This window comes from Niveispirillum sp. GW835-FHT14G11, from assembly GCF_058793615.1.
This window is the reverse complement of the sequence record NZ_JBXAFZ010000010.1, coordinates 111322-135402: the sequence shown is the minus strand read 5'-3', so window position 1 is coordinate 135402 and position 24081 is coordinate 111322. Positions and strand designations below refer to the sequence as shown.

Annotated in this window: 19 protein-coding genes; 11 read left to right on the top strand and 8 right to left on the bottom strand. The window is 64.1% G+C overall.

Features of this window, described 5'->3' with window-relative positions; genetic code table 11:
- The first annotated feature begins 101 nt into the window (after positions 1-101).
- The 5 genes from AC1Q7F_RS19090 (at position 102) to AC1Q7F_RS19070 (ending at position 7794) form a co-directional block, all read left to right on the top strand.
- The gene (locus tag AC1Q7F_RS19090; protein WP_492509748.1) at positions 102-1274 is read left to right on the top strand and encodes a hypothetical protein; all 1173 of its coding nucleotides are present in this window, start codon (positions 102-104) and stop codon (positions 1272-1274) included.
- A gap of 96 nt (positions 1275-1370) precedes the next feature.
- Positions 1371-1604, top strand: a complete 234-nt coding sequence (locus AC1Q7F_RS19085; protein WP_492509746.1) for a hypothetical protein — start codon at positions 1371-1373, stop codon at positions 1602-1604.
- A gap of 245 nt (positions 1605-1849) precedes the next feature.
- Positions 1850-4957, top strand: coding sequence for an efflux RND transporter permease subunit (locus AC1Q7F_RS19080; RefSeq protein WP_492509744.1), 3108 nt, complete (start codon positions 1850-1852; stop codon positions 4955-4957).
- Positions 4958-5250: 293 nt separating this feature from the next.
- Positions 5251-6315 (top strand): efflux RND transporter periplasmic adaptor subunit, encoded by a 1065-nt coding sequence (locus AC1Q7F_RS19075; protein ID WP_492509742.1) that lies wholly within the window; start codon positions 5251-5253, stop codon positions 6313-6315.
- Between the two features lie 267 nt (positions 6316-6582).
- A complete protein-coding gene (locus AC1Q7F_RS19070; protein ID WP_492509740.1) occupies positions 6583-7794 on the top strand; it encodes a DUF3667 domain-containing protein in 1212 nt (403 codons plus the stop codon).
- A 10-nt stretch (positions 7795-7804) separates the two neighbouring features.
- Here the strand turns inward: AC1Q7F_RS19070 and AC1Q7F_RS19065 are convergent, their stop codons facing one another.
- From AC1Q7F_RS19065 to AC1Q7F_RS19050, 4 genes are all read right to left on the bottom strand, one after another.
- Positions 7805-9205 (bottom strand): hypothetical protein, encoded by a 1401-nt coding sequence (locus AC1Q7F_RS19065; RefSeq protein ID WP_492509738.1) that lies wholly within the window; start codon positions 9203-9205, stop codon positions 7805-7807.
- 228 nt (positions 9206-9433) lie between these two features.
- Positions 9434-10402: a glucokinase gene (locus tag AC1Q7F_RS19060; RefSeq protein ID WP_492509736.1), complete on the bottom strand. Its 969-nt coding sequence runs from the start codon at positions 10400-10402 to the stop codon at positions 9434-9436.
- Between the two features lie 45 nt (positions 10403-10447).
- Positions 10448-11527, bottom strand: coding sequence for a LacI family DNA-binding transcriptional regulator (locus AC1Q7F_RS19055; protein WP_492509734.1), 1080 nt, complete (start codon positions 11525-11527; stop codon positions 10448-10450).
- A 103-nt stretch (positions 11528-11630) separates the two neighbouring features.
- The gene (locus AC1Q7F_RS19050; RefSeq protein WP_492509732.1) at positions 11631-12845 is read right to left on the bottom strand and encodes a sugar MFS transporter; all 1215 of its coding nucleotides are present in this window, start codon (positions 12843-12845) and stop codon (positions 11631-11633) included.
- 315 nt (positions 12846-13160) lie between these two features.
- Between AC1Q7F_RS19050 and AC1Q7F_RS19045 the strand changes: the two genes are divergently transcribed.
- The 5 genes from AC1Q7F_RS19045 (at position 13161) to AC1Q7F_RS19025 (ending at position 18821) form a co-directional block, all read left to right on the top strand.
- Entirely contained in the window at positions 13161-14513 is a 1353-nt protein-coding gene (locus AC1Q7F_RS19045; protein WP_492509730.1) for an MFS transporter, read from the top strand.
- Between the two features lie 388 nt (positions 14514-14901).
- On the top strand, positions 14902-15483 hold the full coding sequence (locus AC1Q7F_RS19040; RefSeq protein WP_492509728.1) for a hypothetical protein: 582 nt from the start codon (positions 14902-14904) through the stop codon (positions 15481-15483).
- A 168-nt stretch (positions 15484-15651) separates the two neighbouring features.
- Entirely contained in the window at positions 15652-18045 is a 2394-nt protein-coding gene (locus tag AC1Q7F_RS19035; RefSeq protein WP_492509726.1) for a glucan 1,4-alpha-glucosidase, read from the top strand.
- Positions 18046-18122: 77 nt separating this feature from the next.
- Positions 18123-18374: a hypothetical protein gene (locus AC1Q7F_RS19030; protein WP_492509724.1), complete on the top strand. Its 252-nt coding sequence runs from the start codon at positions 18123-18125 to the stop codon at positions 18372-18374.
- 12 nt (positions 18375-18386) lie between these two features.
- Positions 18387-18821 (top strand): putative toxin-antitoxin system toxin component, PIN family, encoded by a 435-nt coding sequence (locus AC1Q7F_RS19025; RefSeq protein ID WP_492509722.1) that lies wholly within the window; start codon positions 18387-18389, stop codon positions 18819-18821.
- A gap of 7 nt (positions 18822-18828) precedes the next feature.
- Here the strand turns inward: AC1Q7F_RS19025 and AC1Q7F_RS19020 are convergent, their stop codons facing one another.
- Positions 18829-19899, bottom strand: a complete 1071-nt coding sequence (locus AC1Q7F_RS19020; protein ID WP_492509720.1) for a HupE/UreJ family protein — start codon at positions 19897-19899, stop codon at positions 18829-18831.
- 94 nt (positions 19900-19993) lie between these two features.
- Here AC1Q7F_RS19020 and AC1Q7F_RS19015 point away from each other — a divergent pair, with 94 nt between their 5' ends.
- Positions 19994-21109, top strand: coding sequence for a GGDEF domain-containing protein (locus AC1Q7F_RS19015; protein ID WP_492509718.1), 1116 nt, complete (start codon positions 19994-19996; stop codon positions 21107-21109).
- Positions 21110-21163: 54 nt separating this feature from the next.
- Here the strand turns inward: AC1Q7F_RS19015 and AC1Q7F_RS19010 are convergent, their stop codons facing one another.
- The 3 genes from AC1Q7F_RS19010 to AC1Q7F_RS19000 are packed head-to-tail and all read right to left on the bottom strand — an operon-like array spanning position 21164 to position 24052.
- A complete protein-coding gene (locus AC1Q7F_RS19010; RefSeq protein WP_492509716.1) occupies positions 21164-22528 on the bottom strand; it encodes a CAP domain-containing protein in 1365 nt (454 codons plus the stop codon).
- A gap of 4 nt (positions 22529-22532) precedes the next feature.
- Positions 22533-23684 (bottom strand): hypothetical protein, encoded by a 1152-nt coding sequence (locus AC1Q7F_RS19005; RefSeq protein WP_492509714.1) that lies wholly within the window; start codon positions 23682-23684, stop codon positions 22533-22535.
- A complete protein-coding gene (locus AC1Q7F_RS19000) occupies positions 23681-24052 on the bottom strand; it encodes a helix-turn-helix domain-containing protein (protein WP_492509712.1) in 372 nt (123 codons plus the stop codon). The genes AC1Q7F_RS19005 and AC1Q7F_RS19000 overlap by 4 nt, the downstream gene beginning before the upstream one ends.
- Positions 24053-24081: the final 29 nt, after the last annotated feature.

Sequence of the window (24081 nt, the reverse complement as noted above, 5' to 3'; positions counted from 1 at the left end):
CAGTCGCTGCAACGTCAGCAGGGGTCAGCGCTGGGGTGATAAGTCACATCCTCATGATGTAAGTGCCGTGCCGCCGAGTGAAAACTGAAAAGGAACCGAAGATGGATACGCAGGATATTCCCGAGGATAATGACCAGATCGAGATGACCCCCATCCTGGAGGAGATCATCGCTCACGAGTTCCAGCACCGTGGCGTCGATTGGCGCGAGGTCTGGAAGGGCGGCGACGCGGCCTTGGAGGAGGCATTCGAGAAATACCGGCGCCATTTCGAAGGGCAGATTCAGGCCCTGGCCGAGACGGAGCCGGAACTAGCACGGTTGTTTACCTCAACGGACGAGACCGCCAATCCGCTGGGTCTGTTCGGGATGCACGGACTTGTCGGTGCCAGCAGTTCCAAGACGTTTCCCGACGACCCCTCGATCATCCCCGTCTGGGGTTGGCAGAAGTCGCGGGCGGAAAAGTATATGAGCGCCAAGGGCAGTAGGGTGAAGACCGATATCTGCGCGATCATGGCGGGCTTCCAGTCGATGGAGAAAAAGTCCGATGAAGAGATCGCCAACATCCTTTACGACATGGGCATCCTTGCCTTCAGCAAGGAAGGGGTCGATGCCGCCATCAGCTATATCGAGAAGAACCGGAATCGCGTCTGGGCGAACCGCCGGCTGCTGGTCGTGGCGGCCACCAAGGCAGCCTTGATGTGCCGCTTCGCCCCGGGCGCGGCGTTCTTTACCGTCATCATGCTCATGATGATCCCGATCCTGATTTTCTGTTGTATGAGTGCTATCGGTACCTACATCATCATCAATGACACCGACGCTCCTCTGACCATGGCCGAGATCGTGTTCTCTCACGGCAAATGCAGGGCCGGATTCACCAGCACCAACGACCTGGCGAAGGTGGTGCCCACGATTCCCGCGAAGGCCGTCTTTCATATCGAGGAAGGGCAGGAGGAAATCGTCTTTGCCGGCTTTCTATGTGTCAGCAAGCGTTCCGCTGCCTTGATCGGTACACGCGGGGCCATGCGCATGGCGCCTATACCCGGCGGCGCCGTCAAGCCCATGCTGGGCTGGGAGGTGCCGCTAAAGCATGATAACAAAGTGCTCGTTGATCTTAATGCCAAGACAAAGCTCGATGATTTTTCAAACCGCACTCAACATCAGGGAGTGCAGGACTCCACCAGCACCACCTCGGACGGTGGCGTCACCCGCACCTTCACTGCGCACTTGAATTCACAAAAAGGTGGTCACACCTACGCCTTCTATTCCATGCGTTGACCGCGCGATCCAGTCTATGGGCGACAGTTTCCACATCCGTCGCCCATAGACTGACGGTGTTCGTACGACCGGACCCTGTCATTGAAGATTTTATCAATGATGGCGGTCAACCCCTCGGTGCTGGACGTCGGCATGGATGCAGCCGTTCCAAGGTATCGGGTTTATTTTCCATTTATCCATAGCGATTTCGCCTCTGGGCCAGTGTTTTCGGCGACGGTATCGTCACTGCAGGCACTGTATCGCCTCGCGGAATCCCCCTCTGCCATCGCTTGTCCGTCAAACCAAGGGTTGGTGGACAAGTTGAATGTTCATGCCTTCTGTGCGACCTGACCGAGAGCCCACCCATCCACTCACGGCCCGGCCTTGGTCCCCCTCTCCCGCACCCGGGCGCACAGGCATTGTCGCCCGGATGTCCCCAATGTAACGCCCCGTTACAAATCTCCACATTCCATTAACCAAGCCCCACAGACACGTTACAAGCCCCCGCCTATGGTGGTCCCATGGGCGGGTCGGTCTTCGGACGGCCGTAACCGCCCGTGCCAGAATTCCAAAATTCCCGCGGGTAGGGGTCGGCCATGGATATCATCAAACTGGGTCTGCGCAATCCGGCGGCGCTGGCCGTTGCCGTGCTGTTGGTGCTGGGGCTGGGGGTCTGGTCGATCCTGACCTTGCCGGTGCAGCTGTTCCCGGAGGTCAAGCAGCCGACGCTGGGCATCGAGGCGTCGTGGCGCGCGGCGTCGCCGCAGGAGATCGAGAGCGAGATCCTGGAGCCCATCGAGGATGTGATGAAGGGCCTGCCCGGCGTCACCGAGATGCAGGGCTTCGCCAATCCCGGCGGCGCGTTCGTCAGCCTGGAGTTCGATGCCAGCACCGACATGCAGCAGACCATGCTGGATGTCATCAGCCGGTTGAACCGCATCCCGTCCCGCCCCGCCGATGCGGACCCGCCGCGCCTGATCATGGGTGGGGGCGACAATGCCAATGAGACCCTGATCTATTATTTCGTGCAGAAGCTGCCGGGGACGCCGGGCATCCTGACCGACCAGTATCATTACATCATCGAGGATGTGATCCCCCGGATCGAGGCGATCCAGGGCGTGGCGCGGGTGGATTTCGGCGGGCAGGCCGAGGCGCCGCAGCAGGAAGTGCAGATCATCTTCGACCCGTTCAAGATGGCCCAATACGGCATCACCATCCCCACCGTGTCGGGCCTGGTCGGCCGGGCGCAGGATGTGACGGGTGGCTTCGTCGATGATGGGCGGCGCATCTATACCGTCCGCTACAAGGGCCGGTTCAAGCCGGAACAGTTCAGCGATCTGGTGCTGGAATGGCGTGACGGGCGGCCGGTGAAGCTGGGCGACGTGGCCGAGGTCAAGGTGCAGCTGGGCCGGCAATGGCAGTACAGCTATCAGAATGGCAATGAGGCCATCGGCCTGCGCGTCATCCGCCGGGAGGGGGCGAATGTCCTGGCCACCCTGACCGAGGTCAAGGCGCTGATGGCGAGCTTGCGCGATGGCGAGATGGCGGGCAAGGGCCTGACCAACAATCAGAGCTTCGATCCGTCGGTCTATATCGAGAGCGCCATCGGCCTGCTGACCGGCAATCTGGTGTCGGGCATCGTGCTGGCCGTGGCCGTGCTGTGGCTGTTCCTGCGGCGCACGCAATTGACCTTGCTGGTCGCCATGACCATTCCCATCTCGCTGCTGTCGCTGTTCGCCGTGCTGGCCATCACGGGGCGGTCGATCAATGTCATTTCGCTGGCCGGGTTGGCCTTTGCGGTCGGCATGGTGATCGACAGTGCCATCGTGGTGCTGGAGAACATCGTGCGCATGCGCGACCGCGGCATGGGCAATGACGAGGCCAGCCACGAGGGCACGCGGCGCGTGATCTCCGCCCTGTTCGCGTCGGCCGCCACCACGGTCATCACCTTCGTGCCCATCGTGTTCATGCGCGAGGTCGAGGGCCAGATCTTCGCCGATCTGGCGCTGACCATCGCCGTGGGGGTCACCATCAGCCTGATCGTCTGCGCCACCGTCCTGCCGGTGGCCACGGCCAAGCTGATGAAGGTGACACCGCGCATGGGCGGCGAAGCGAAGTGGGTGGAATGGCTGTCGCTGCGCATCATGGATTTGACCAGCAACAACCGGAAACGCGCGGCGGTGATCGCCGGTCTGGTCACCCTGTCGCTGGGCGGGTCGTACCTGCTGTTCCCGTCCATGTCGTACCTGCCGCCCGTGAAGCGCGACAGTGTGGATGCCTTCCTGAACTTCCCCGTCGGCACCTCCGTCGATCTGGCGAAGGAGGAGGTGGCCAAGGTCGTGGTCGACCGGTTCATGCCCTATTATACCGGTGAGAAGCAGCCCAAGGCCAAGAATTTCTACTTCATCGGCTGGCCGGGCGGCGGGTCCATCGCCGTGCGGCTGGAGGACCCGGAGCGGCTGGACGAGATGATGGGCATCGTCAAGAACGAGATCCTGGCCGGGTTCCCCGACGTCCAGGGCTTCCCCAACCGCGGCAATCTGTTCGGCGGGCTGGGGGCGGAGGGCAATGTCTCCATCCTGTTGCAATCGTCCGATCCGGCCGCCCTGTCGGAGGCGGCGACCAAGGGCTTGGCCCTGCTGCGCGAGAAGCTGCCCGATGTGCAATCCTGGTCCAACCCCAATCCGGAAATGGCGCAGCCGCAGCTGACCGTCATGCCCAATGACCGCCGCATCTCCGAAGTGGGCTGGACCCGCGTGCAGGTGGGCCAGGTGGTGCGCGCGCTGGGCGATGGTCTGTGGCTGGGCGAGCATTTCGACGGGCAGAACCGGCTGGACATCATCCTGCGCTCGCCCGAATGGACGGGGCCGGAGGAGCTGGAGCAGGTGCCGGTGGCGACACCGTCGGGTGCGGTGGTGCCGCTGGGGCAGCTGGTCGCCGTGTCGCGCGAGGTGGGGCCGTCCGGCATCACCCGCGTCGATGGCCGCCGTACCATCACCCTGAACCTTCAGCCGGGCGAGAATATCGCGCTCGAAGATGTCATGGTGATGCTGAAGCGGGATATCGAGCCGCAATTGCGGGCCTTCCTGCCGGCGGATGGTACCTTGCGCTATGGCGGGTCGGCGGACCGGCTGGACGCCACGGTGGCGGCGATGGGCAAGAATTTCATCATCGCGCTCGGCCTTTTGTTCCTGCTGATGGCGCTGTTGTTCAAGTCGGCCAAGGACAGTGCGATGGTGATGATCTCCATCCCGCTGGCGACCGTTGGCGGTCTGGCGCTGCTGGATTTCACCAACCTGTTCACGTTCCAGCCGCTGGACCTGCTGACCATGATCGGCTTCATCATCCTGCTGGGCATCGTGGTCAATAATGCCATCCTGCTGGTCGATGAGACCCGGATGTGCGAGGCGGAGGGCAAGGGTAGGGCCGAAGCCGTGCATATGGCCCTGCGCGCCCGCATCCAGCCGATCTTCATGGGCACCCTGACCACCGTGGCCGGCATGGCGCCGATGATCATGGTGCCGGGCGAGGGCAGCGTCATCTATCGCGGCATTGCCGCGGTGCTGACGGGCGGGCTGGCCGTGTCGACGGTCTTCACCCTGCTGCTGCTGCCGGCCCTGCTGCGGCTGGGCGAGAAGGATAAGGCGCAGGCAGAGCCGGCGCCCGATTATGGGGCGAAGGTGACGCGGCTGGCGGCGGAATAATCGACGCCGATCTTCCAGTCCTTTAACGCCTCCCCGGTGACAAGCCGGGGCCCAGGGGCCAAGGGTCCAACCTTTACGCAGCCTCGCTGGACGCTGTTGAGAGGTAGGGCTTGTGGCCCCTGGGCCCCGGCCTGCGCCGGGGAGGCGATTATTTGTTTGTGCGGGGGCCGAGGAAATCATCATCCCTGCCTATTTTCCGCCTTTACACACCCGTTACATATCGAAACCCGCAGTTAACCGCGTTTTGATTACAAGGGTGCAATATCCCCGCCCGCCCGAGACGGAAGGTCGCCATGAACCGCATCCCGCACAAGATCGCCGCCGCCCTGCTGCTGGGTGCCCTCGTGCTGCCGGCTTCGGCCCAGCAGGCGCCGCCGCCGGCGGCAAAGGTCAAGGTGGAGGCCGCCAGCCTGCGCCAGATGGCGCCGGTGCTGCAGGTGCCGGGCAGCGTGATGTCGCGCCAGGATGCGGACGTGGCGGCGGAAGTGTCGGGCCGCGTCACCTGGGTGGCCGAAGCCGGGACCAAGGTGGCGGCGGGCGAGGCGCTGGCGCGGGTCGATGACCGGCTGCTGCGCCTGGAACTGCGCCAGTATGAGGCGCAGATCAAGAGCCTGCAAAGCCAGTTGATTTTCCAGGAGCGTGAGTTGGACCGCCAGCGCCAGCTGGCCGAGCGCGGCACGGCCACCATCACCAAGCTGGAGGAGGCCAACAGCAAGCGCGACGTGCTGGCCCAGGATCTTGTCCGCGCCCAGGCCAGCCGCGACCGCACGGCGCTGGAGATCGAGCGCACCGTGGTCAAGGCGCCGTTTGCGGGCCAGGTGGCCGAGCGCATGCTGGAACTGGGTGAATATTCCGCACCCGGCGTCAAGGTGGCCCGTCTGGTGGCCGTGGACCAGGTGGAGGTGCGGGCCCAGGCCCCCGTCTCCATCGCCCGCCACATCGCCGAGGGCAGCGAGGTGTCGCTGGAGGTCGAGGGGCTGGCCACGCGTGGCAAGGTGACCCGCATCATCGCCATCGGCGAGGCGCAGTCCCGCACCTTCGAGGTGCGGGTGGCCCTGCCCAGGGGGGAGCAGAACTGGATCGTCGGGTCGGCCGTGCGGGTCGGCCTGCCCTCGGCCACGGCGGAACAGGTGGTGGCGGTGCATCGCGACGCGCTGGTGCTGCGCGGCGACGGCACCTATCTGTTCAAGGTCAATGGGCAGAACAAGGCGGAGCGCGTGACCGTGAAGACCGGCACCAGCATCGGCGACTGGGTGCAGGTGACGGGCGATGTGCGCGACGGCGACCGCACCGTGACGCGCGGGGCCGAACGGCTGCGCGAGGGACAGGATGTCGAACTGGACCCTAAGGTGAGCTGAAGAATTATGTGACCGCTTGCAGCACGCTCCAAATTTTCGTCATCCCGGCGAAAGCCGGGACCCAGGGCAGCGTGCCCGACATTTCAACCCATTTTGATCGATACCGCCGAGACGTTTATTCCTGCGGCCCCTGGGTCCCGGCTTTCGCCGGGATGACGAGGATAGAGGCGTACGGCGAAATCAGTACGTGATCGCTTGATCTCGCACCCGCAACGCTGGCAGGCTGCCACCCAAGGGCCGGGGAGGCCGGGGTCGGGGGGCTTATGCATGACGGACGGGATCGAGGCGGTCGGCGCGATGACGACGGCCGGGCTGGCGGCGGCGGCCATCGAGGGCGAAAGTGGGCGGCATGGGCATGGTGCGCACGGGACTTGCGCCAATTGCGGCACCCTGCTGAAGGGCGATTTCTGTCATGCCTGCGGGCAGGCGGGGCATCTGCATCGCTCCATGCTGCATATCGTGGAGGAATTCTTCCACGGCATCCTGCATTTCGACAGCAAGGCCTGGCGCACCCTGCCCATGCTGGTCTTCCGGCCGGGCAAGCTGACCTATGATTACATCCATGGCCACCGGGCGCGCTATGTCACGCCCATGGCCATGTTCCTGTTCACGGTCTTCGTGATGTTCATGTCCTTCTCCCTGCTGGGGGTCAGCACCAACGTGCCGGTGGCCCTGCCCATCGAGCAGCAGAAGGAAGCGGTGAAAGAGGCGCGCGACGGGCTGGCCGAAGCGCAGGCCGATCTGGACGAGGCGATCACGGAACTGACCCAGGCGCGCGAGGCCGGGGAGGACACGCAGAGCGAGGAACGCCGGCGTGACCGGGCGCAGCGCCGCCTGCAGACCGCGCAGAAATCGGTGGAGGCCATGGATGCGGCGCTGGAAGCCGCCGGCGTCGCCCTGATCCCGCCCGTCCCGCCCAAGGAGGGGGAGAAGGCGGCGGTCCCGGATATGCCGACGATCGTCACGGGCGGCCCGGTCGTCACGGAGAACCTGTCGGAGGTCCTGACCCGTAATTTCGGGGATGATCTGAACATCAATATCGGCAATCCGGAGCTGGAAGAGAAGATCAAGAAGAAGCTGAAGAACCCGGAACTGCTGCTCTATAAGATGCAGAACACGGCCTATAAATTTTCCTGGCTACTGATCCCCATCTCCCTGCCGTTCCTGTGGCTGCTGTTCTTCTGGAAGCGCGGCGTGGCCATGTATGACCATGCCATCTTCTCGCTCTATTCCCTGTCCTTCATGTCGCTGTTATTCATCTTCATCTCCGTGCTGATCAAGTTCGCACCGGGATGGGAGGGGTTGATCGGGTCGCTGATCGTGTTCGCCCCGCCTGTGCACATGTTCTTCCAACTGCGCGGCACCTATCGCCTGTCCAATTTCGGGGCGCTGTGGCGGACGGTGGCGCTGCTGTTCATCACGCTGATGACCAGCATCACGTTCGTGATCTTCATCGTGTCGATGGGGGTGGCGGGGTAGGGAGGCCTGTTCAGAGCGGCCACTTGACCTTCAGTTTCGGTACCTTACCGGGCACATCATCGACATGGGTGGGGAGCTTTGTTGGCCGCCCTGCCGGCAAGGGGTGGATCATGGCGGCTTCGACCGTTTTCAAGCCTTCCACATCCACCTGCCGAATAGGGGAGAGATGCTGCTCGAAGAAGCTATCCGGATATCGTGTGGTGATCCGCTCAGTGGCAAGATCGCTGAATTCCGCATCCATTTTCAAGACCGACGCGACAATCGATGCCCGATCCCCTGGTGTCATCGTCCTCAAGGTGGAATCCGTGAGGGTGTCCACGAAATCGTCGAGGATCATGTCTAGATTGTAATTTATCGGTCCAAGCGTGGTATTTATTCCCGTTGAAATCGCAGAGCCAAGTAGTTCACGGGCGTTTCTGTATTTTTCAATGATGTTTACATTTTGTGCCTGATATTTTTCGACAATTTCCTCCAGCTCCCGAACTGTTTGGGGTGGGGTAATCGATTCACTGATCTGGTGTGCCGGAATCTCGATAATGGTGCTGGAATTGTCGAAGACATAGTGACCGATTGTTGGTTGGTTTTGTCGCAGACTGTCAAGGATGACATACTTGATCTTGTCAGTTGCCAAGTTAGCTGCGGCCGAAGCAAGGATCGCTGATGCAATGAATTTTTGGAAATTCTCCTGGTTTTTGTATATTTGATCCATGAGTGCAGTCGCGACTTCATGGCGAATGGATTGGTTGACGGATGTCTCGATTTTGAGGCTGGTGAAATACTCCCATTTGGAGCGTATGGTTGGAATGGTTGCATGGGAAAAGAATGTGAAACCGGAGATGAAGGAGGCTGCATTCAAGGCTATGACTGTGTTTCTGCCCATTTTGATGAGGGCACTGCGCTCCACGCGAAGCCATTGAATGAAAGTCGGCATCAGAATGATGAGGCCACCCGCGGTGAGGAAAACCCAACCCGCTCCAAATGATAGCGACTCAGTAAAGCCAGAAATATTTATTACTGCAGATGATAAAATGGAGAAATATTCAAGGTAATTTTCAGGGAACTCAGAGATATTGAAAAGACATAATGGAATAATGATGGGGAGGGTGGAGAGAGCGAGGATGAATTTTGTTCGCCGTAATGAGATTAAGAGAACAGAAGACAATATCAAACGCTTGGTTATGCGTCCGCTGTTTATTTTTCCAATTACTGATGAGGAAAAATAATAATTTAGGCCTATAAGAATAGATATTCCTGTAAAATACCAGCCTATGGCGCCGGCTGCTCTGCATATGCCAATAAATGAAAAAATGATAATTACCAGGATGCTGAAAAATATCATCGGTGCAATCATTTCACTGTATATATATTTTCCAAATTTTTGCGCTAGACTGATCGCCCATTGCATCGACATGCCCTCACCAGAGCGCTTCAAAGAGTTTTTAGTAATATGACAAGTTTCCGTGCCTGTAAAGTCATGGAAGACTCTATCTGAATGCGAGCGCTATTGCCCCCAGGATCAGGCCGATTGCTAGGGTGGAATTCACCCTTTGGCACCGTGTGATGTCACACACCCTTGTCACACAATCGAGGTGATGCGTTCTGCGTAGAAAGGATTACGGCCTTGTCGCCTCTGATCCGTTCACTTCCCCCGCCGCACATGCGCCGCCAGGCCCAAGAAGGCCGGGTAGGGGTGGGTGACGACATAGGTGGGGATGGGGCCCAGGAAGGCGCGCATGCGGCCCTTTTCCACGAAGCGCTTGCGGAAGCGGCTGTGCTGGAACCAGGCCATGAAGCGCGGGATGATGCCGCCGGCGATGAAGATGCCGCCTCTTGAGCCCAGCGACAGGGCCAGGTTGCCGGCCACAGAACCCAGCATGGCGCAGAACATGTCCAGCGCCTCCACACACACCGCGTCGCGCTTGCCCACCGCGCGGTCGGAGATTTCGGCGGCCGTCAGCTTTTCCGGTTCCACACCGTCCAGGAAGCACAGCGTCTCGTACAGGTTCACCAGGCCGGGGCCGCAGACCAGGCGTTCGGCCGAGACATGTTCGAACTGTTTGCGCAACTGGCCCAGGACCGCACTTTCGCGGTCGGTGATGGGGGCCATGGTGACATGGCCGCCCTCCGTCGCCAGGGCCGTGAAATGGCCGGCGCTGTCGGGCACCAGGGCCGAGACGCCCAACCCGCTGCCGGGGCCCAGCACGCCGATGGGGGAACCTGCCACCGGTTCGCCCTCTCCCACCTGGGTGTAATCATCGGGCGTCAGTTCGGGGATGCCGAGCGCCACGGCGGTGAAGTCATTGATCAGGTCCAGCCGGGCCAGACCCAGGTCATGGGCAACGGCCTTGATGGAGAATTCCCAGGCCAGGTTGGTCATGCGGATCAGATCGCCGGTGACGGGGGAGGCGACGGCGAAGGTGGCGGCCTGCACCTTGCCCACCAGATCCTGGATCTTCAGATAGGTGAGCGCTGCATCCTGCAGCGTGGGATAATCCGCGCAGCGCAGCACCTGTTCGGCATAGGGCGCGCCGATGGGGCCCACCAGGGCGAAGCGGGCATTGGTGCCGCCGATATCGGCGATCAGGAAGGGGGCGGTACCGTCGGTCATGGTCGTTCCAGGCAGGCGGAGGGGTGAAAGGGTAGAGAGGGTCAGTCAGGCGCTGCGTACGGGTCGCAGGGCCGCCCCCGGCTGTCCGGGGGCGGGTCCGGTGGAGCCGCGGATGATCAGCGAATGGTCGAGCTGGCGATGGGGCATCGGGTTTTCCCACACGCCGGCATCCTTGCGCTTGATCAGTTCCAGCAGGATATCGGCGGCGGCTTCGGCCATCTGGATCACCGGCTGGCGGATGGTCACCAGCTGCGGCCAGACCATGCTGGCGATGGGCATGTCATCGAACCCGACCACGGACAGATCGGCCGGCACCGACAGGCCCATGCCATGGGCCACGGCCAGGGTGGCGGCCGCCATCTCGTCATTCGATGCCAGGATAGCGGTGGGCCGGTCGGCCCGTTCCAGCAGGCGTTTGGCGGCGGGAATGGCGGAGACATAGTTGAACTCCCCCACCTCGATGAGGTCGGGCATGGGGGCCAGGCCATGATCGGCCAGCGCCTCGCAGAAGCCGGCATAGCGCAGGCGGGTGGCGGCGTGCTGGGCCTTGCCCTTGATGAAGCCGATGCGGGTATGGCCATGGCCGATCAGATGCTCGGTCAGGTCGCGCGTCGCCTTCCATTCATCGATGCGGACGATGGGCGAGGTGTCGATGTCGCGGTCGGGCGCGATGCGCACATAGGGCACACCGGCCCGTTGCAGCACGTTCAGCACGATGGGATTGTCGGTCACCGGCGGGGTCAGCACCACGCCGGCCATGCGCACCTGATTGACCAGGGCCGCCGCCCGCTCTTCCACATCCGGGGCGTTATAGGCGATTTCCTCGATCAGCAGATGGTATCCCGCCGCGCGGCAGCGGTTCAGCATGCCCAGCTGGATATCGTGGGTATATTGGCCGCCGGTATCGCCATAGAAATGGCCGATCAGGAAGGAGCGTTCGCCCGCCAGTGATCGGGCCGACAAGGAAGGTTGGTAGCCCAGCTGGGCGATGGCCTTCTGCACGCGCTCGCGCACCACGTCGCGGACGTTGGGTTCCTTGTTCATGACGCGGCTGACGGTCTTGATCGACACCTCGGCCAGGGCCGCGACGTCGTTGATCGTCGGCTTGCGATGCGGCTGCGCCATTTCAGAAGAACTCCCGGTTGGACCGGCGCAATTGTCGGCATAAACGCGCTCCGGGTCCATCAAAAGCCGCAAGGGTTTTGATGGACCCGGGTATCGCTAACAGTTACCGGATGCGGCCGTAGCCGTTTTCCAGCGTGCCCTTGGCACACATCAGGCCGAAGGCGACGATGACCAGGTAGCAGACGACCGGCACGATCATCGAGAGATGCAGGTTGGTGGCGTCCGCCAGGAAGCCCGTCAGCACCGGCACGATGGCCCCGCCCACGATGGACAGGCAGAGCAGGCCCGAGGCGGCCGGCGTCTGGTCATCCATGTCCTTCACCGACAGCGAGAAGATGGTGGGGAACATGATGGAGTTGAACAGACCGATGGCGATGGCCGCATAGGCCGACAAGGGGCCGGTGGTGAAGCCCGACACGGCGGCCAGCAATGTGGTCATGATGGCGCAGAAGGCCAGCACGCGCGACGGCGCGATCTTCAGCATGGCGGCCGAGCCGACGAAACGGCCGACCATGGCCCCGCCCCAATAGAAGGCCAGATACTTGGTCGCCTGCTCTTCAGTCAGGCCCAGGGTGCTTTCCAGGCCCAGATAATTGATCATCAGCGAACCGATGGCCACCTCCGCCCCGACATAGACGAAGATGCACAGCGCGCCCAGGGCCAGGCGGGGATTTTCCGTGAGCGACGGCATGTGCCAGTGCGTGGTTTCCCGCCGCACCACCTTTTCCTTGCCGCGCAGCGCCCAGAACAAGGCCGCCACCGCGAACATCATGCCGGCCAGCACGATGCACGGGGTCTCCAGCACGCGCAGCATGGTGGTGGCGGAGCCTTCGCCGGCCGGGACCACTTCCGTCACCGCGTCGAAGATGATGACACCGGCCAGCAGCGGCCCGATGAAGGTGGCGACCGAGTTGAAGGCCTGGGCCAGGGTCAGGCGCTGCGGCGCCGTCTCCGGCCGTCCCAGGCCCGAGGTCAGCGGGTTCATCACCACCTGGATCATGGTCACGCCGCTGGCGATGATGAACAGGGCGGCCAGGAACACCCAGTACTGCCCGATCTCGATGGCCGGGACGAACAGCAGGATGCCCAGGCCGACGGTGACGAAGCCGACAATGGCGCCACGCAGGTAACCTAGGCGGTCAAGCACCCGGCTGGCCGGCAGGGAGATCAGGAAATAGGCCAGGAAATAGCAGAACTGGGTCAGCATCGCCTCGGCATAGCCCAGGCTGAAGGCCGCCTTGAACTTCGCCACCAGCGGGTCGACCAGCACGGTCACGAACCCCACGACGAAGAACAGCATGAAGGTAAAAGGCAGCATCGAACGGGCGACCGGGAACGTACCGTCCCCCCCGGATGCGGCAATAGGACCGGACTGCGCCAAGGCGACCTCCCATGGATTTACTTTTGTCCGACATGTCGCAGAAATTGACAACGCTGTCGACATTGATTTGCGTTAACGGCCCTTTTTTCCGCCGAAAACCGTAACGATGCAACAGGAAAAGGGGGTGGTTCGGGTAATTTCGTAAACGCCCTTGGCAGGAACGCCGCCCGTATGTTCAGGTGGGTTCCAAGAACAAGTGCCGGAGACAGGTGGAAACCACCGCTACCGGCATGTCCCTGGGAGGACAAGGACGTGGAGCGTAAGGCGGGCGCTTTGGGCCTGGGCCGGAAGTTCGGCTATGGGCTGGGGGATTTCGGGCTGAACCTGCATTGGCAGGGGATGGCCCTGTTCCTGACTTTTTTCCAGACGGAAGTCATGGGGCTGTCGCCGGTCTGGGCCGGCATCTCCTTCTTCGTGGCCGTGCTGTGGGACGGGATCGCCGACCCGGTCATGGGGCTGATCGCCGACCGCACGCGCGGGCGCTGGGGCAGTTTCCGGCCCTATCTGTTGTTCGGTGCCCTGCCGCTGGCCGCCAGTTCGGCCCTGGCCTTCACCGCGCCCGGTCTGGTGGGGCCGGCGGCGGTTTCCTATGCGCTGGGCACGCATATGCTGCTGCGCACGGCCTATACGGTGGTGGCCATCCCCTATTCATCGCTGTCGGCGCGCATGACCAGTGATGCGGACGAGCGCACGTCGCTGACCGGCTGGCGCATGCTGTTCGCCTTTGGCGGCGGGGCGGCGGTGTCCTGGATGATGCCCTGGCTGGCCAAGAATTTCGCCGACGGGGATGCGGCGCGGGGCTATGCCATCGCCGCGTCGATCATCGGGGCCTTGTCGGCCCTGGCCTTCGTGGCCTGTTTCCTGATGGTGCGGGAACAGCCGGTGGCGGCGGCACGGCTGGAGCGGGATGTGCGGGTGTGGGACGATCTGAAAGGGTTCCTGGCGCTGGTGCGGCGCGGCGGGCCGACGGTGCAGCTCTATCTGTGCCTCCTGATCTCCCAGGCCATGGTGCCGCTGCAGGCCCGCAACTATCTGTATTTCTTCAAGTATGGCATTGGGGATATGGGGCGGGCCGACCAGGCCATGGCGCTGTTCGGCATCATCAACGTGGCCTGTGTGCCGCTGTGGGTCTGGCTGATCCGCCGCACGGAGAAGCGCACGGGCTTCATGGTCGGCGGCACCCTGTTCGCCCTCGGCAGCCTTGGATTCGCGGTGATGCCGCATTGGAGCTATTGGAGCGCGTTGCTGCCCCTGGCCCTGGCCTGCGCCGGGCACACCGCCTATGCCGTCTGCATCTGGGCCATGCTGCCCGACACCGTGGATTGGAGCGAATGGCGGTTCCGCCGCCGTGACGAGGGCAAGATTTTCGGCCTGGCGGCGTTCCTGCAAAAGGCCGCGCTGGGCGTGTCCGGCCTGCTGATGGCGGCGGTGTTCCACGGGTTCGAGGTGACCAAGGCCGGGGGCGGGGGATCGGAGATGGGGCTGCGCGTGGTCATGGGGGTGATCCCGCTGCTGGGCATCCTGGCGGCGATGATCATCATGCGCGACTACCGCCTGGATTTCCGACGCCATGCGCGGATCGTGGAGAGGCTGGGGCGGCGGTGAGGGTTGTTAGCGCTGTCAATGTTAGCGGTCACGGGGTGGACATGGACGACATTGAGTGTGTCAGGCCTGCGAGCTGTGAACAAGTTAAGATTGTCGTTCTCTTCATAAATCACTTATTAGTTAAAAACCATAGTATTCGCCTCCCCAGCGCAAGCCGGGGCCCAGGGGCCAAGCGCCCGATCTGTCGGCAGCGTTGGTCGGGGCAGCTTTGAGGTTTGATCTTGTGGCCCCTGGGCCCCGGCTTGCGCCGGGGAGGCGAAAAACCTGTAAACAAAGTCATGGCGACAACAGATGATAGCGCTCACATTTCCCATTGATCACCATCACCGCCGGCGCTTTACTGTTGCCACCAAAGAACCCGGTGCCAATACCGGGAAAGGGAGGAAGAATGAGCAGGAAGGGTTGGGTCCTGCCGGCGGTGGCGGTTGCCCTGCTGGCGGGCGGTATCATTGCGGTGCCGGTGCGCGCGGATGAGGCTGCCTTGGCGGCGTTGCAGGCGCAATTGCCGGGCAAGCTGATGAATGATCCCACGCGCCTGGACTGGACCGTCTATGGCCAGGGCCAGAAGAACAAGCGGGTGAAGACACCGGGCGTCGGCGGCGGCGTGGCGTTGCAGGTGACATCGCCGGCCGCATCGGATGCCGCGCACAGTATCGGGGTCAATGTGCCCCTGACGGCGGGCTTCACACCGGGTCAGGCCGTCACGGTGGCCTTCTGGGCGCGCACGGTATCGGCCGACACGCCCGACAAGCAGGGCAAACTGGGCCTGCGCCTGCAACTGGGGGAGGCACCCTATAGCGGATTCGGCGACAGGATGCTGGCCATCGGGCCTGAATGGAAGATGTATGAGGCCACGGGCGTGTCCAACCTGTCGGTGGAACCGGGCAAGGCCGTGCTGGGGCTGCAACTGGCGGCGGCCAAACAGGTGCTGGAGATCGGGCAGATCTTCGTGCTGGATATGAGCAGGTAGGGGACTGGAAAATCCGCCCTTCCCGGTGGGAGGGGCGGTGCATACGTATTTCTTCGCGCCGCACAACATACGTATTCAGCCGACAAAGCCGGCCCCGATGCCTGACTAATCTTTCCAACGCCCGGCGATGACCAGCCGGGGCCGAATATCCGGACGTTGGGGAGAGACATGAACAGGACCTTGCGGAACGCCACACGTACCCTTGGTGCCACGCTGGGCGCTATGCTGCTGACCGGAACGGCGCTGGGTGCCACGGCACCGGGCGCGCCGGGGGCCGTGCCCACCCTGTCCTATTCCGGCAAGCAGGGCATCGGCACCTCGTTTGAGGCCTATGTCCAGGGGCGCTATGCCGATGGCGGCGTGACTGGTGACGTTTCGAAGGTGTGGTTCTCCCTGGCGCATGGCGTGGTGACGGAGACCATGCAGGGCCTGATCCATGAGGCGCAGCTGCGGGAATTGCAGTTCGCGGTGACGGGCGAGGGCTTCGTCCATACCGAATATGACGACATGGATACGGCGGTCGATTACCTGCACAAGGATGCGGCCGGGCGGCCGCTGTCGCTGGCCTATCGGGTGGTGAACCGCGACAAGGCTGGGCGGTACGAGATCGAGAAGCATATCTTCACCGATCCCGACCGTGACGTGCTGGTGGTCCGTTCGATCTTCCGGGCGCTGAAGGGCACCATCACCCCGGTGCTGCTAGCCGATCCGCAGATGGCGGGCACCGGCATCGGTGACAAGGCCGACACCAAGGGCGGGTCGCTGAACGCCGTGGAGGGCGCGCACAATCTGGTGATCAAGGCCGATCAGCCCTTCGCCAAAGCCAGCGTCGGGTTTGTCGGCACATCCGACGGGCTGACCCGGCTGCGCGCCGGGGGCGTGCTGACCGAATATGATACGACCGGGTCCAGGGCCGGCAATGTGGCGCTGGCGGGCGAGCTGCCGGCGGTGGCGGAGGGGCAGACGGCGACCTATGACATCGTCGTGGCGTTCGGGGCCGACCGTGCGGCGGCCAATGCGGCGGCCGATGCCACGTTGAAGGCGGGCTATGCGGCGACGCTGGCCCGCTACAATGGCGAGGGCGCGGCCGTGGGCTGGGAGGATTATATCAACGGTCTGGCGCCGCTGAAGGATCTGGCGGCCATGGCCACGGATGGCGGCAGCCTGGCGTTCGTGTCCGCCCTGGTGCTGAAGGCGCAGGAGGACAAGACCTATGCCGGCGCCCTGATCGCATCCTTGTCGGCCCCCTGGGGCGACAGTGTGGATGCGTCCAAGCTGGCCACCGGGTACAAGGCGGTGTGGCCGCGCGATTTCTATCAATGCGCCATGGCGCTGCTGGCATTGGGCGACAGCGCCACGCCGCTGGCGGCCTTCAACTATCTGAAGACCATCCAGGTATCGGATGCCACCAAGGGGGCGACGGGGGCCAAGGGCTGGTTCCTGCAGAAGACCCATGTCGACGGCACGCGCGAATGGGTGGCGGTGCAGCTGGACCAGACGGCCATGCCGATCATGCTGGGTTACAAGCTGTGGCAGGCCGGCGTGCTGGACGATGCGGCGCTGAAGGCCATGTATGCCAGCCTGCTGAAGCCCGCGGCGGATTTCCTGGTCAAGGGCGGCACGGTCGGCGTCGATTGGAACAAGCAAACCGTGACCCCGCCGCGCACCCAGCAGGAACGCTGGGAGGAGCAGGAAGGCTATTCCCCCTCCACCACCGCGGCGCTGGTGGCCGGCCTGGTGGCGGCCGGTGAAATCGCCGAAAAGGTCGGGCAGGGGGATGATGCCAAGGCCTATCGCGCCGCCGCCGACGCGGTGAACGCCCGCATCGAGGCGCTGATGTTCACCACCAGCGGCCGGCATGGCGACGGGCGCTATTTCCTGCGCATCACCCAGAACGACAATCCCAACGACAAGAGCCCGCTGCTGATCCGCAACGGGCAGGAGGCGGGCCAGGAGGATGCCTATCTGGATGCGGGCTTCCTGGAACTGGTGCGCTATGGCGTGCGCCGTGCGGACGCGCCCAGCATCGTGGAGAGCCTGGCGGAGCTGGACGATACCAGCATCAACGACCATTGGCGGGTGAAGTATCTGTTCAGGTTCGAAGGCGATCCGCGCGAATATCCGGGCTGGCGCCGCTATGGCAATGACGGCTATGGCGAGGATGCGTCCAACGGCGCCAATTACGGCATCGGGCCGCTGCAAGGTGGCATGGCCACGGGTCAGCGCGGCCGGGTCTGGCCGATCTTCACCGGTGAGCGTGGCCATTACGCGCTGGCGCGGGCCAATGCCAAGCCGGGTGGGGCCAGTGCCGCTGACCTGGATGCCATCCGCATGACCTATGTGCGGGGCATGGAGAAATTTGCCAATGACGGGTTGATGATCCCCGAGCAGGTCTGGGACGGGGTGGGGGTGGCGCCCAAGGGCTATACGGCCGGTGAGGGCACCAACAGCGCCACGCCGCTGGCCTGGAGCCACGCCGAATATGTGAAGCTGCTGCGGTCGGTGCGCGACCGCCAGGTCTGGGACCTGTATTCACCGGTGGTGGCGCGGTACGGGAAGTGAGGTGTGGGGCGCTTCGGGCCCCTTTTCCTGGGCGGTTTTTGACCTATAGTGGGGAGAGCCACACGGAGGGCGACAGCATGGCGGACGCGCTATTGATCGACGTGACCCCGGAAAATGTCGGAATGCAGATGATCGGTGCCGGCGTGAAGCCGGGTGAGCGCGTCACGGTGATCGTGCAGCGCCGTTCCAGCGCGTTCAATGAGGCCGCCAAACAGCTTGGTGCGGAGGCAGCCCAGGCCGGGTTGGAGCCTGAGGATATCGCCGAGATCACCGGGATGAAGGATGGGGAGTTCGCGCGGATATTCGGGCGGGCGCGCAAGCGGCCCTGATCTACCAAGCGCATGGCTGCCGATCCCCTCTTTGTCCTGTTCGATACCAATATCATGCTCAGCCATGTGCTCTGGCCGCGCCCGGGTCCTATCCGGGATTGCTTCGACATTGCCGGGCGGTCGGGTGTCCTCATGCTCTATTCGGACGCTATGGCACGTGAACTGGCCGACGTCCTGATGCGGGAGAAATTTGACAGGTACGCGTCCCGGGTCACCCGCCAGAAGTTCCTGGCTGCTTATCTGGAAGCGGGGCTGCGGGTGGTGCCGACACGGACCATCCGGGCGTGCCGTGATCCCAAGGATAATCATATCCTGGAGGCGGCGGTTGCGGGGAATGCCCATGTGATCGTGACCGGTGACGATGATCTGCTGGTTTTGAACCCGTTCGAAGAAATAGAGGTGCTCTCTCCCGCCGCCTTTGTGGCGCTGTACGCGCTGCGATCATAGGCGCTGCCTAACCCACCACACGCTCCACCGTCCAGTACAGCCCGACCAGGGCGATGGCGGCGGATGCCGGGGTGATGAGGCGGGCGTGGAACCAGGGGCGGTGCTTGACCCAGTGCAGGATCAGGCCATAGGCCAGCGCGATCACCGCCAACTGGCCCAACTCGATCCCGATATTGAAGGCGATCAGGGCGGCGACGCGGTCCTGATCAGGCAGGCCCAGGTCGGTCAGGACGCCCGCGAAGCCCAGACCATGCAGCAGGCCGAAGGCGAAGACCAGGGCGGGGCGCCAGGGGGTGAGGCGGCGGGCGACGATGTTTTCCACGGCCACATAGGCGATGGACAGCGCGATCAGCGGTTCCACGATGCGGGCCGGCAGTTCCACCACGCCATAGAGCGCCAGGAACAGGGTCAGGCAATGGGCCAGCGTGAAGGCCGTCACCTGCACCAGCAGCGGGCGCGCCCTTGTGGTCAGCAGCAGCAGGCCCAGCACGAACAGCACATGGTCGGGCCCGTCGGGCACGATATGGATGAAGCCCAGATGCACATACTGCCCGACCACCTGTGCCAGGGTGGGCGGCGGGCCGGGGCGCAGGGGCAGGGGCGCGGTCTCATCGCCGCCTTCCACCCAATGGCTGCGCCCGGCCAGCAGCAGTGCGTGCTGGCCGGACAACAGGTCGAAGCGCCAGGTCAGCGAGGTGGCGCCGGCCGGCAGCGGGCCTTCGGCGCGCAGCACCAGGAAGGCGGGCTGCGACGGGTCAGCCGGCATCTGCACCTGTTCCACCGCCATGGTGGCCGGCATCTGCACCCCGTCGATGGTGACGCGCAGATGGGCGGGCAGGGCGGCGGCGAGCGCGGACAGGCGTGCCGCCGCCTGCTCCTGGGTCAGGTCGTGCGAAGGCGGCTGGCCCGCCAGCCCTTCCAGCCGGTTGATCAGCGGCGTGGGTGCCGTCACGATACGGGCGGTCCAGATGCCGTCGCCCGGTTCCAGCAAAATCTGGCTGTCCCCGATCTCATGCGCGTGGGCGGCCGGGGCCAGCAGCAGCATCAGGGCGAGCAGACGGAACAGGACGGGCTTCATGGCGGCTTCCGGCGGCTTGGACGGGATCAGCCTGTAGCAGCTTGACCAAGCCTTTGAAACAGTGTGTCTGACGTGAGGGACACGGGGGCGTGGAATGGGGCAGCCGGACGTCGCGACCTTGCGGCTGGTGTTGGGCTTTACGGGCATCCTGTCGCTGGCGGTGATGGCGGCGTTGCGCCATGCCGGCGGGCGGGGTGAGGGGATCGGGCAGTGGCTGGCGGCGTCGGCGCTGTCGGTCACCGCCTATCTGCTGCCGCCGGCCGTGCGCTGGAGCCGGCCCGACCTGTGCATCGCCATCAATAGCGGCCTGACCCTGTCATCGATGCTGCTGATGTTGGATGGCGCCCTGGCCCTGCGTGGGTTCGGCGATGCCGGGCGGCGGCGCGGGCCGGTGGTTATGGGCTGCCTGGGCATCCTGGCCCTGATGCTGGTGACGGCAGGGCGACCCTGGCTGCATGTCGTGATCCATGACGGGCTGGCCAGCCTGCTGCTGATTGGCACGGGATGGGCGCTGGTCTGGCGGGCGCCGCGCTGGTCCTGGGCGGCAGCGGGCGGCATGGGGCTGCTGTTTGTGGGGTTGGGCCTGCTCTATTTGTGGCGGGGGAGCGGGTTGTTGCTGGCCGGGATGGAGGGCGAGACGCGGATGCCAGCCTGGCTGCTGGCGGCGGTGCTGGCGTGGGGCCTGGGCTGGACCGGCCTGTTCCCGGTGCTGGCCATGGCGCGCGATCGGCAATGGTGGCGCGACCTGGCCGATCGCGACGCGCTGACCGGGCTGGCCAGCCGCAGCGCCTTCCTGCGTCAGGCCGCGCTGGTGCCGGGACGCCAGGAAGGGTTGCTGCTGCTGGGGCTGGAGGGGGTGCGGGCGCTGAATGGCAGCCTGGGGCACGCGGCGGGCGACCGGCTGCTGACGGCCTTCGCGGCGCGGCTGCGGGAGGTGGTGGGGCCGGATATGCTGGTCGGGCGGCTGACCGGCGCGCAGTTCGCCCTGCTGCTGCCCGGCATGACGGATCGCGCCGACCTGGGTGCGGCGGCAACACGGCTGCGCGCGGCATTGTCAGTGCCGCTGGACATGGGGGACCGGGTGCAGCCGGTCGAGTTCAGCCTGGGCACAGCCTTGGCGCCGGAGGATGGGAGCAGCGTGACCGCGCTGCTGGAAGTGGCCGAACGCGCCATGTTCCGTGTGCGGGCGGTGGCGCAGGCGGCGGGGTAGGGGCCGCACCAGATCCCTGTCACCGGAGAGGCGAAAGGGCCGGGTTCCCCCCGATCAGCCGACGCCGATATCGGCGTCGAAGGGCAGGCGGCCTTCATTCTGGCCGATCAGGCGATAATGGCTGAGGCCGCTGTCGAACAGGCCCACGGCCACGGCGGCGGCCACATCGGGATTGCGCGCCAGATAGAAGCTTTCGCTGAACTGGTCCGTCGCCAGACGGCCTTCGTACCGGCCGAAGGTCAGGTAATGATCGATGGCCGAGCCCACGGCACCGGCGGCGATGGCGGCGTCCACGTCGGGATTGAGCGCCAGATAATCGGCAGTGTTGAAATAGGCGTTGGGATCACGCCCTTCGAACTGCCCGAACAGCAGATAATGTTCGAACGCGCTGCGCACCGTGCCGGCGGCGATGGCGGCGGCAATGTCGGGATTGTGCGCCAGATAAAAATCGGTGTCGAAGAAGGCGGCGGGGTCGCGGTCCTCCTGCGCGCCGAACGACCAGAAATGATCCTCCAGCGAGGAAATGGCGCCACCGGTCACGGCCGCGGCTACATCGACATTGCGCAAACCATAGAAACCATCATCGAAGCGCACCTGGGTGAGGTTTTCGCCCCAATTGCTGCTGTCGATGATCCGGTCGGCGAACTGCACATATTCGACATTGTGGATGCTGACCTCACCCTCCGCCCCGGTGATGACGGCCCAGGTGGTGCCATTCTCCGCCGTGACGGGAGCGATGGTATAGCTGGATGCAGCGCCCGACAGGGTGATGCGGTCCAGACCCGAACCGCCATCGACATGGTCGCCATTGGTCAGGCCATAGATCACGTCATTGCCGCCATCGGCCTGGATATTGTCGGCCCAGGCGGTGGTGCGGATGCTGTCGCCGCCGGTCGTGCCCAGGATCGGGACCACGGCGGTCTTAACGGCGCCATCGGTATAGTTGCCGAAGGAGACATAGACCATGCTGCCCGACATGCCGACGCCGATGGCGTCCCAGCTGGTGGACAGGATGTTGCCGGCGGTGCCGGGATTGGCCAGCCAGCCGGCCAGCACGTCGGTATCCGCATGGCCGGCCAGCAGCCCTTCGGCATTTTCCGCGATGGTCTGCGGCAGGGTCAGCTTCAGGCCCGATGCCAGCGCCAGAACGCCGGCCACGAAGCCCTGGCCATCGCTCCAGTGATGCAGCGAGGGGACAGGGCGGGCGGCGATCCCCACCTGCGACCAAGCCGCATAGCCGACATTGACGTCGAAATCGACGGCATGCTGCCCGGCCAGGACCGACAGGTCCAGCGATGGCTTCAGCGGCGCCAGCCCATTGGCAACACGCAGATCATTGATGGCGTGATAAAGCGCCAGTTCGGTGACCGACAGGCTGTCGCTGCCGGCAAACATGGTGGTCTCGGCGGCCAAACTCATGATCTCAACCTCCGTTGGCCAGCGGGTAGGCCTGGGCCGACAGGTGGATTTCCACCGTCGCCTGACCGACCACTGTCAACTGTGCTTCGCCATTGGCAACCAAAGCCCCCAAATCCGTGATGATGGCGCTGCTCGTGCCCGTATCACCGGATTTTTCGATCACCAGACTGTCCTGCCCCTGTTCGAAGTTCCCCAGCTTCGTCGTCAGTTCGTGCTCGTCCTTGCCCAGGATGACCAAGAATGTGTCCGCCTTCTTCTCCGTCCCGGAGAAATAGGCATTGTCGTTGAAGGATACCTGCACATGGTCGCCGCCCACCGCGGTGAAGGCCATGGCGATGCCCGTGTCATGATCGGCCACGGCCACGATGGCCTTGGCCTTGGACGTATCGATAATGTCGTCCGCCTGCACATGGGTCACCACCTGGATGGTGCTGTCGGTACCATGGGCGGTCGGTGCTGCCGGGGGTGCCGCGACCTCATGGTCGGCGGGCCTGTCCAGCTTCACCGCGGGCACGGCCTGGACGTCGGGCAGATCGGTGGCGGCGGCAAGGGCCGATATATCCTTGTGCGTGGCCGGCAGCACGGCGCCCACCGCTGGCAAATCCAGCGCCGCCTTGATACCATCGCCATAGTGGTCGCCAGCGTCTGGCGCGCCGGACGGGGGCAGGGGCGATGCCACCGCTTCGTGCGTGACGGCGTTGGCGATCACGTCCGCCGTCAGCACCGCCACCACCGCGCTGACGATGCGCAGGAAGGCATGGGTGCCGTCGCGGTCATCGTCGCCATCGGCGCCAGCGCCCGACAGGTCATGATCGCCGAACGCGTCCAGCCCGGACAGGGCGGAGATGTCGATCTGGGACAGGGCGGTGCGCAGCGTCTGGCCGGACCAGGTCTCCCCATCCAGCACATGCACGACGAAGAAGCCGTCGATGCGCGCAATATGGATCAGCGCGTCACCGGTCGACACATCCTCGACCGCGAACCAGGGATCGCCCTCATCCGACATGCCGGAAGAGGCCTCCACCGTCAGGCCGTGGCGGGCGAACAGGTCCAGGCAGCGATAGACATCGGCGATGTCCTGGTTGGTCCAGGCGCCGCTATTGCCGCCGGTCGAGGCCCGGCCCGGAAAACGGAATATTTCGGCCGACGCGCTCATGCCGGCCTCCCTTCTTCTTGGTTCTGCCGCAAAGCGGCGAAGGCATCGGGTTCGAAGGCGGATAGATAGCCGGCCGCGAATTCGGACGGCTCCATCGCCAGCGCGCGGGCCCAACCGGCCAACACGCCGTCGGGCAGGCGGCCCCGCCCGCTTTCGATGGCACTGACCAGCGTCGGACTGGGCAGGCCGACCACATCGGCCAGCGTCCGGGTGGTGAAGCCCTTGTCCAACCGCCGCTCACGGATACAACGTCCCCAGGCGGCCCGGCGTTCCCGCAGGGCCGACATCCGTTCACGCGCCGCCTGCTCCGCCGCTTCGGGGCGGGCGGCCTTGGACGGTGCGGTTTGGATGGAGACGATCTCACCCATGCTGACGGCTCTGCTCTCTTCGGCCCAGG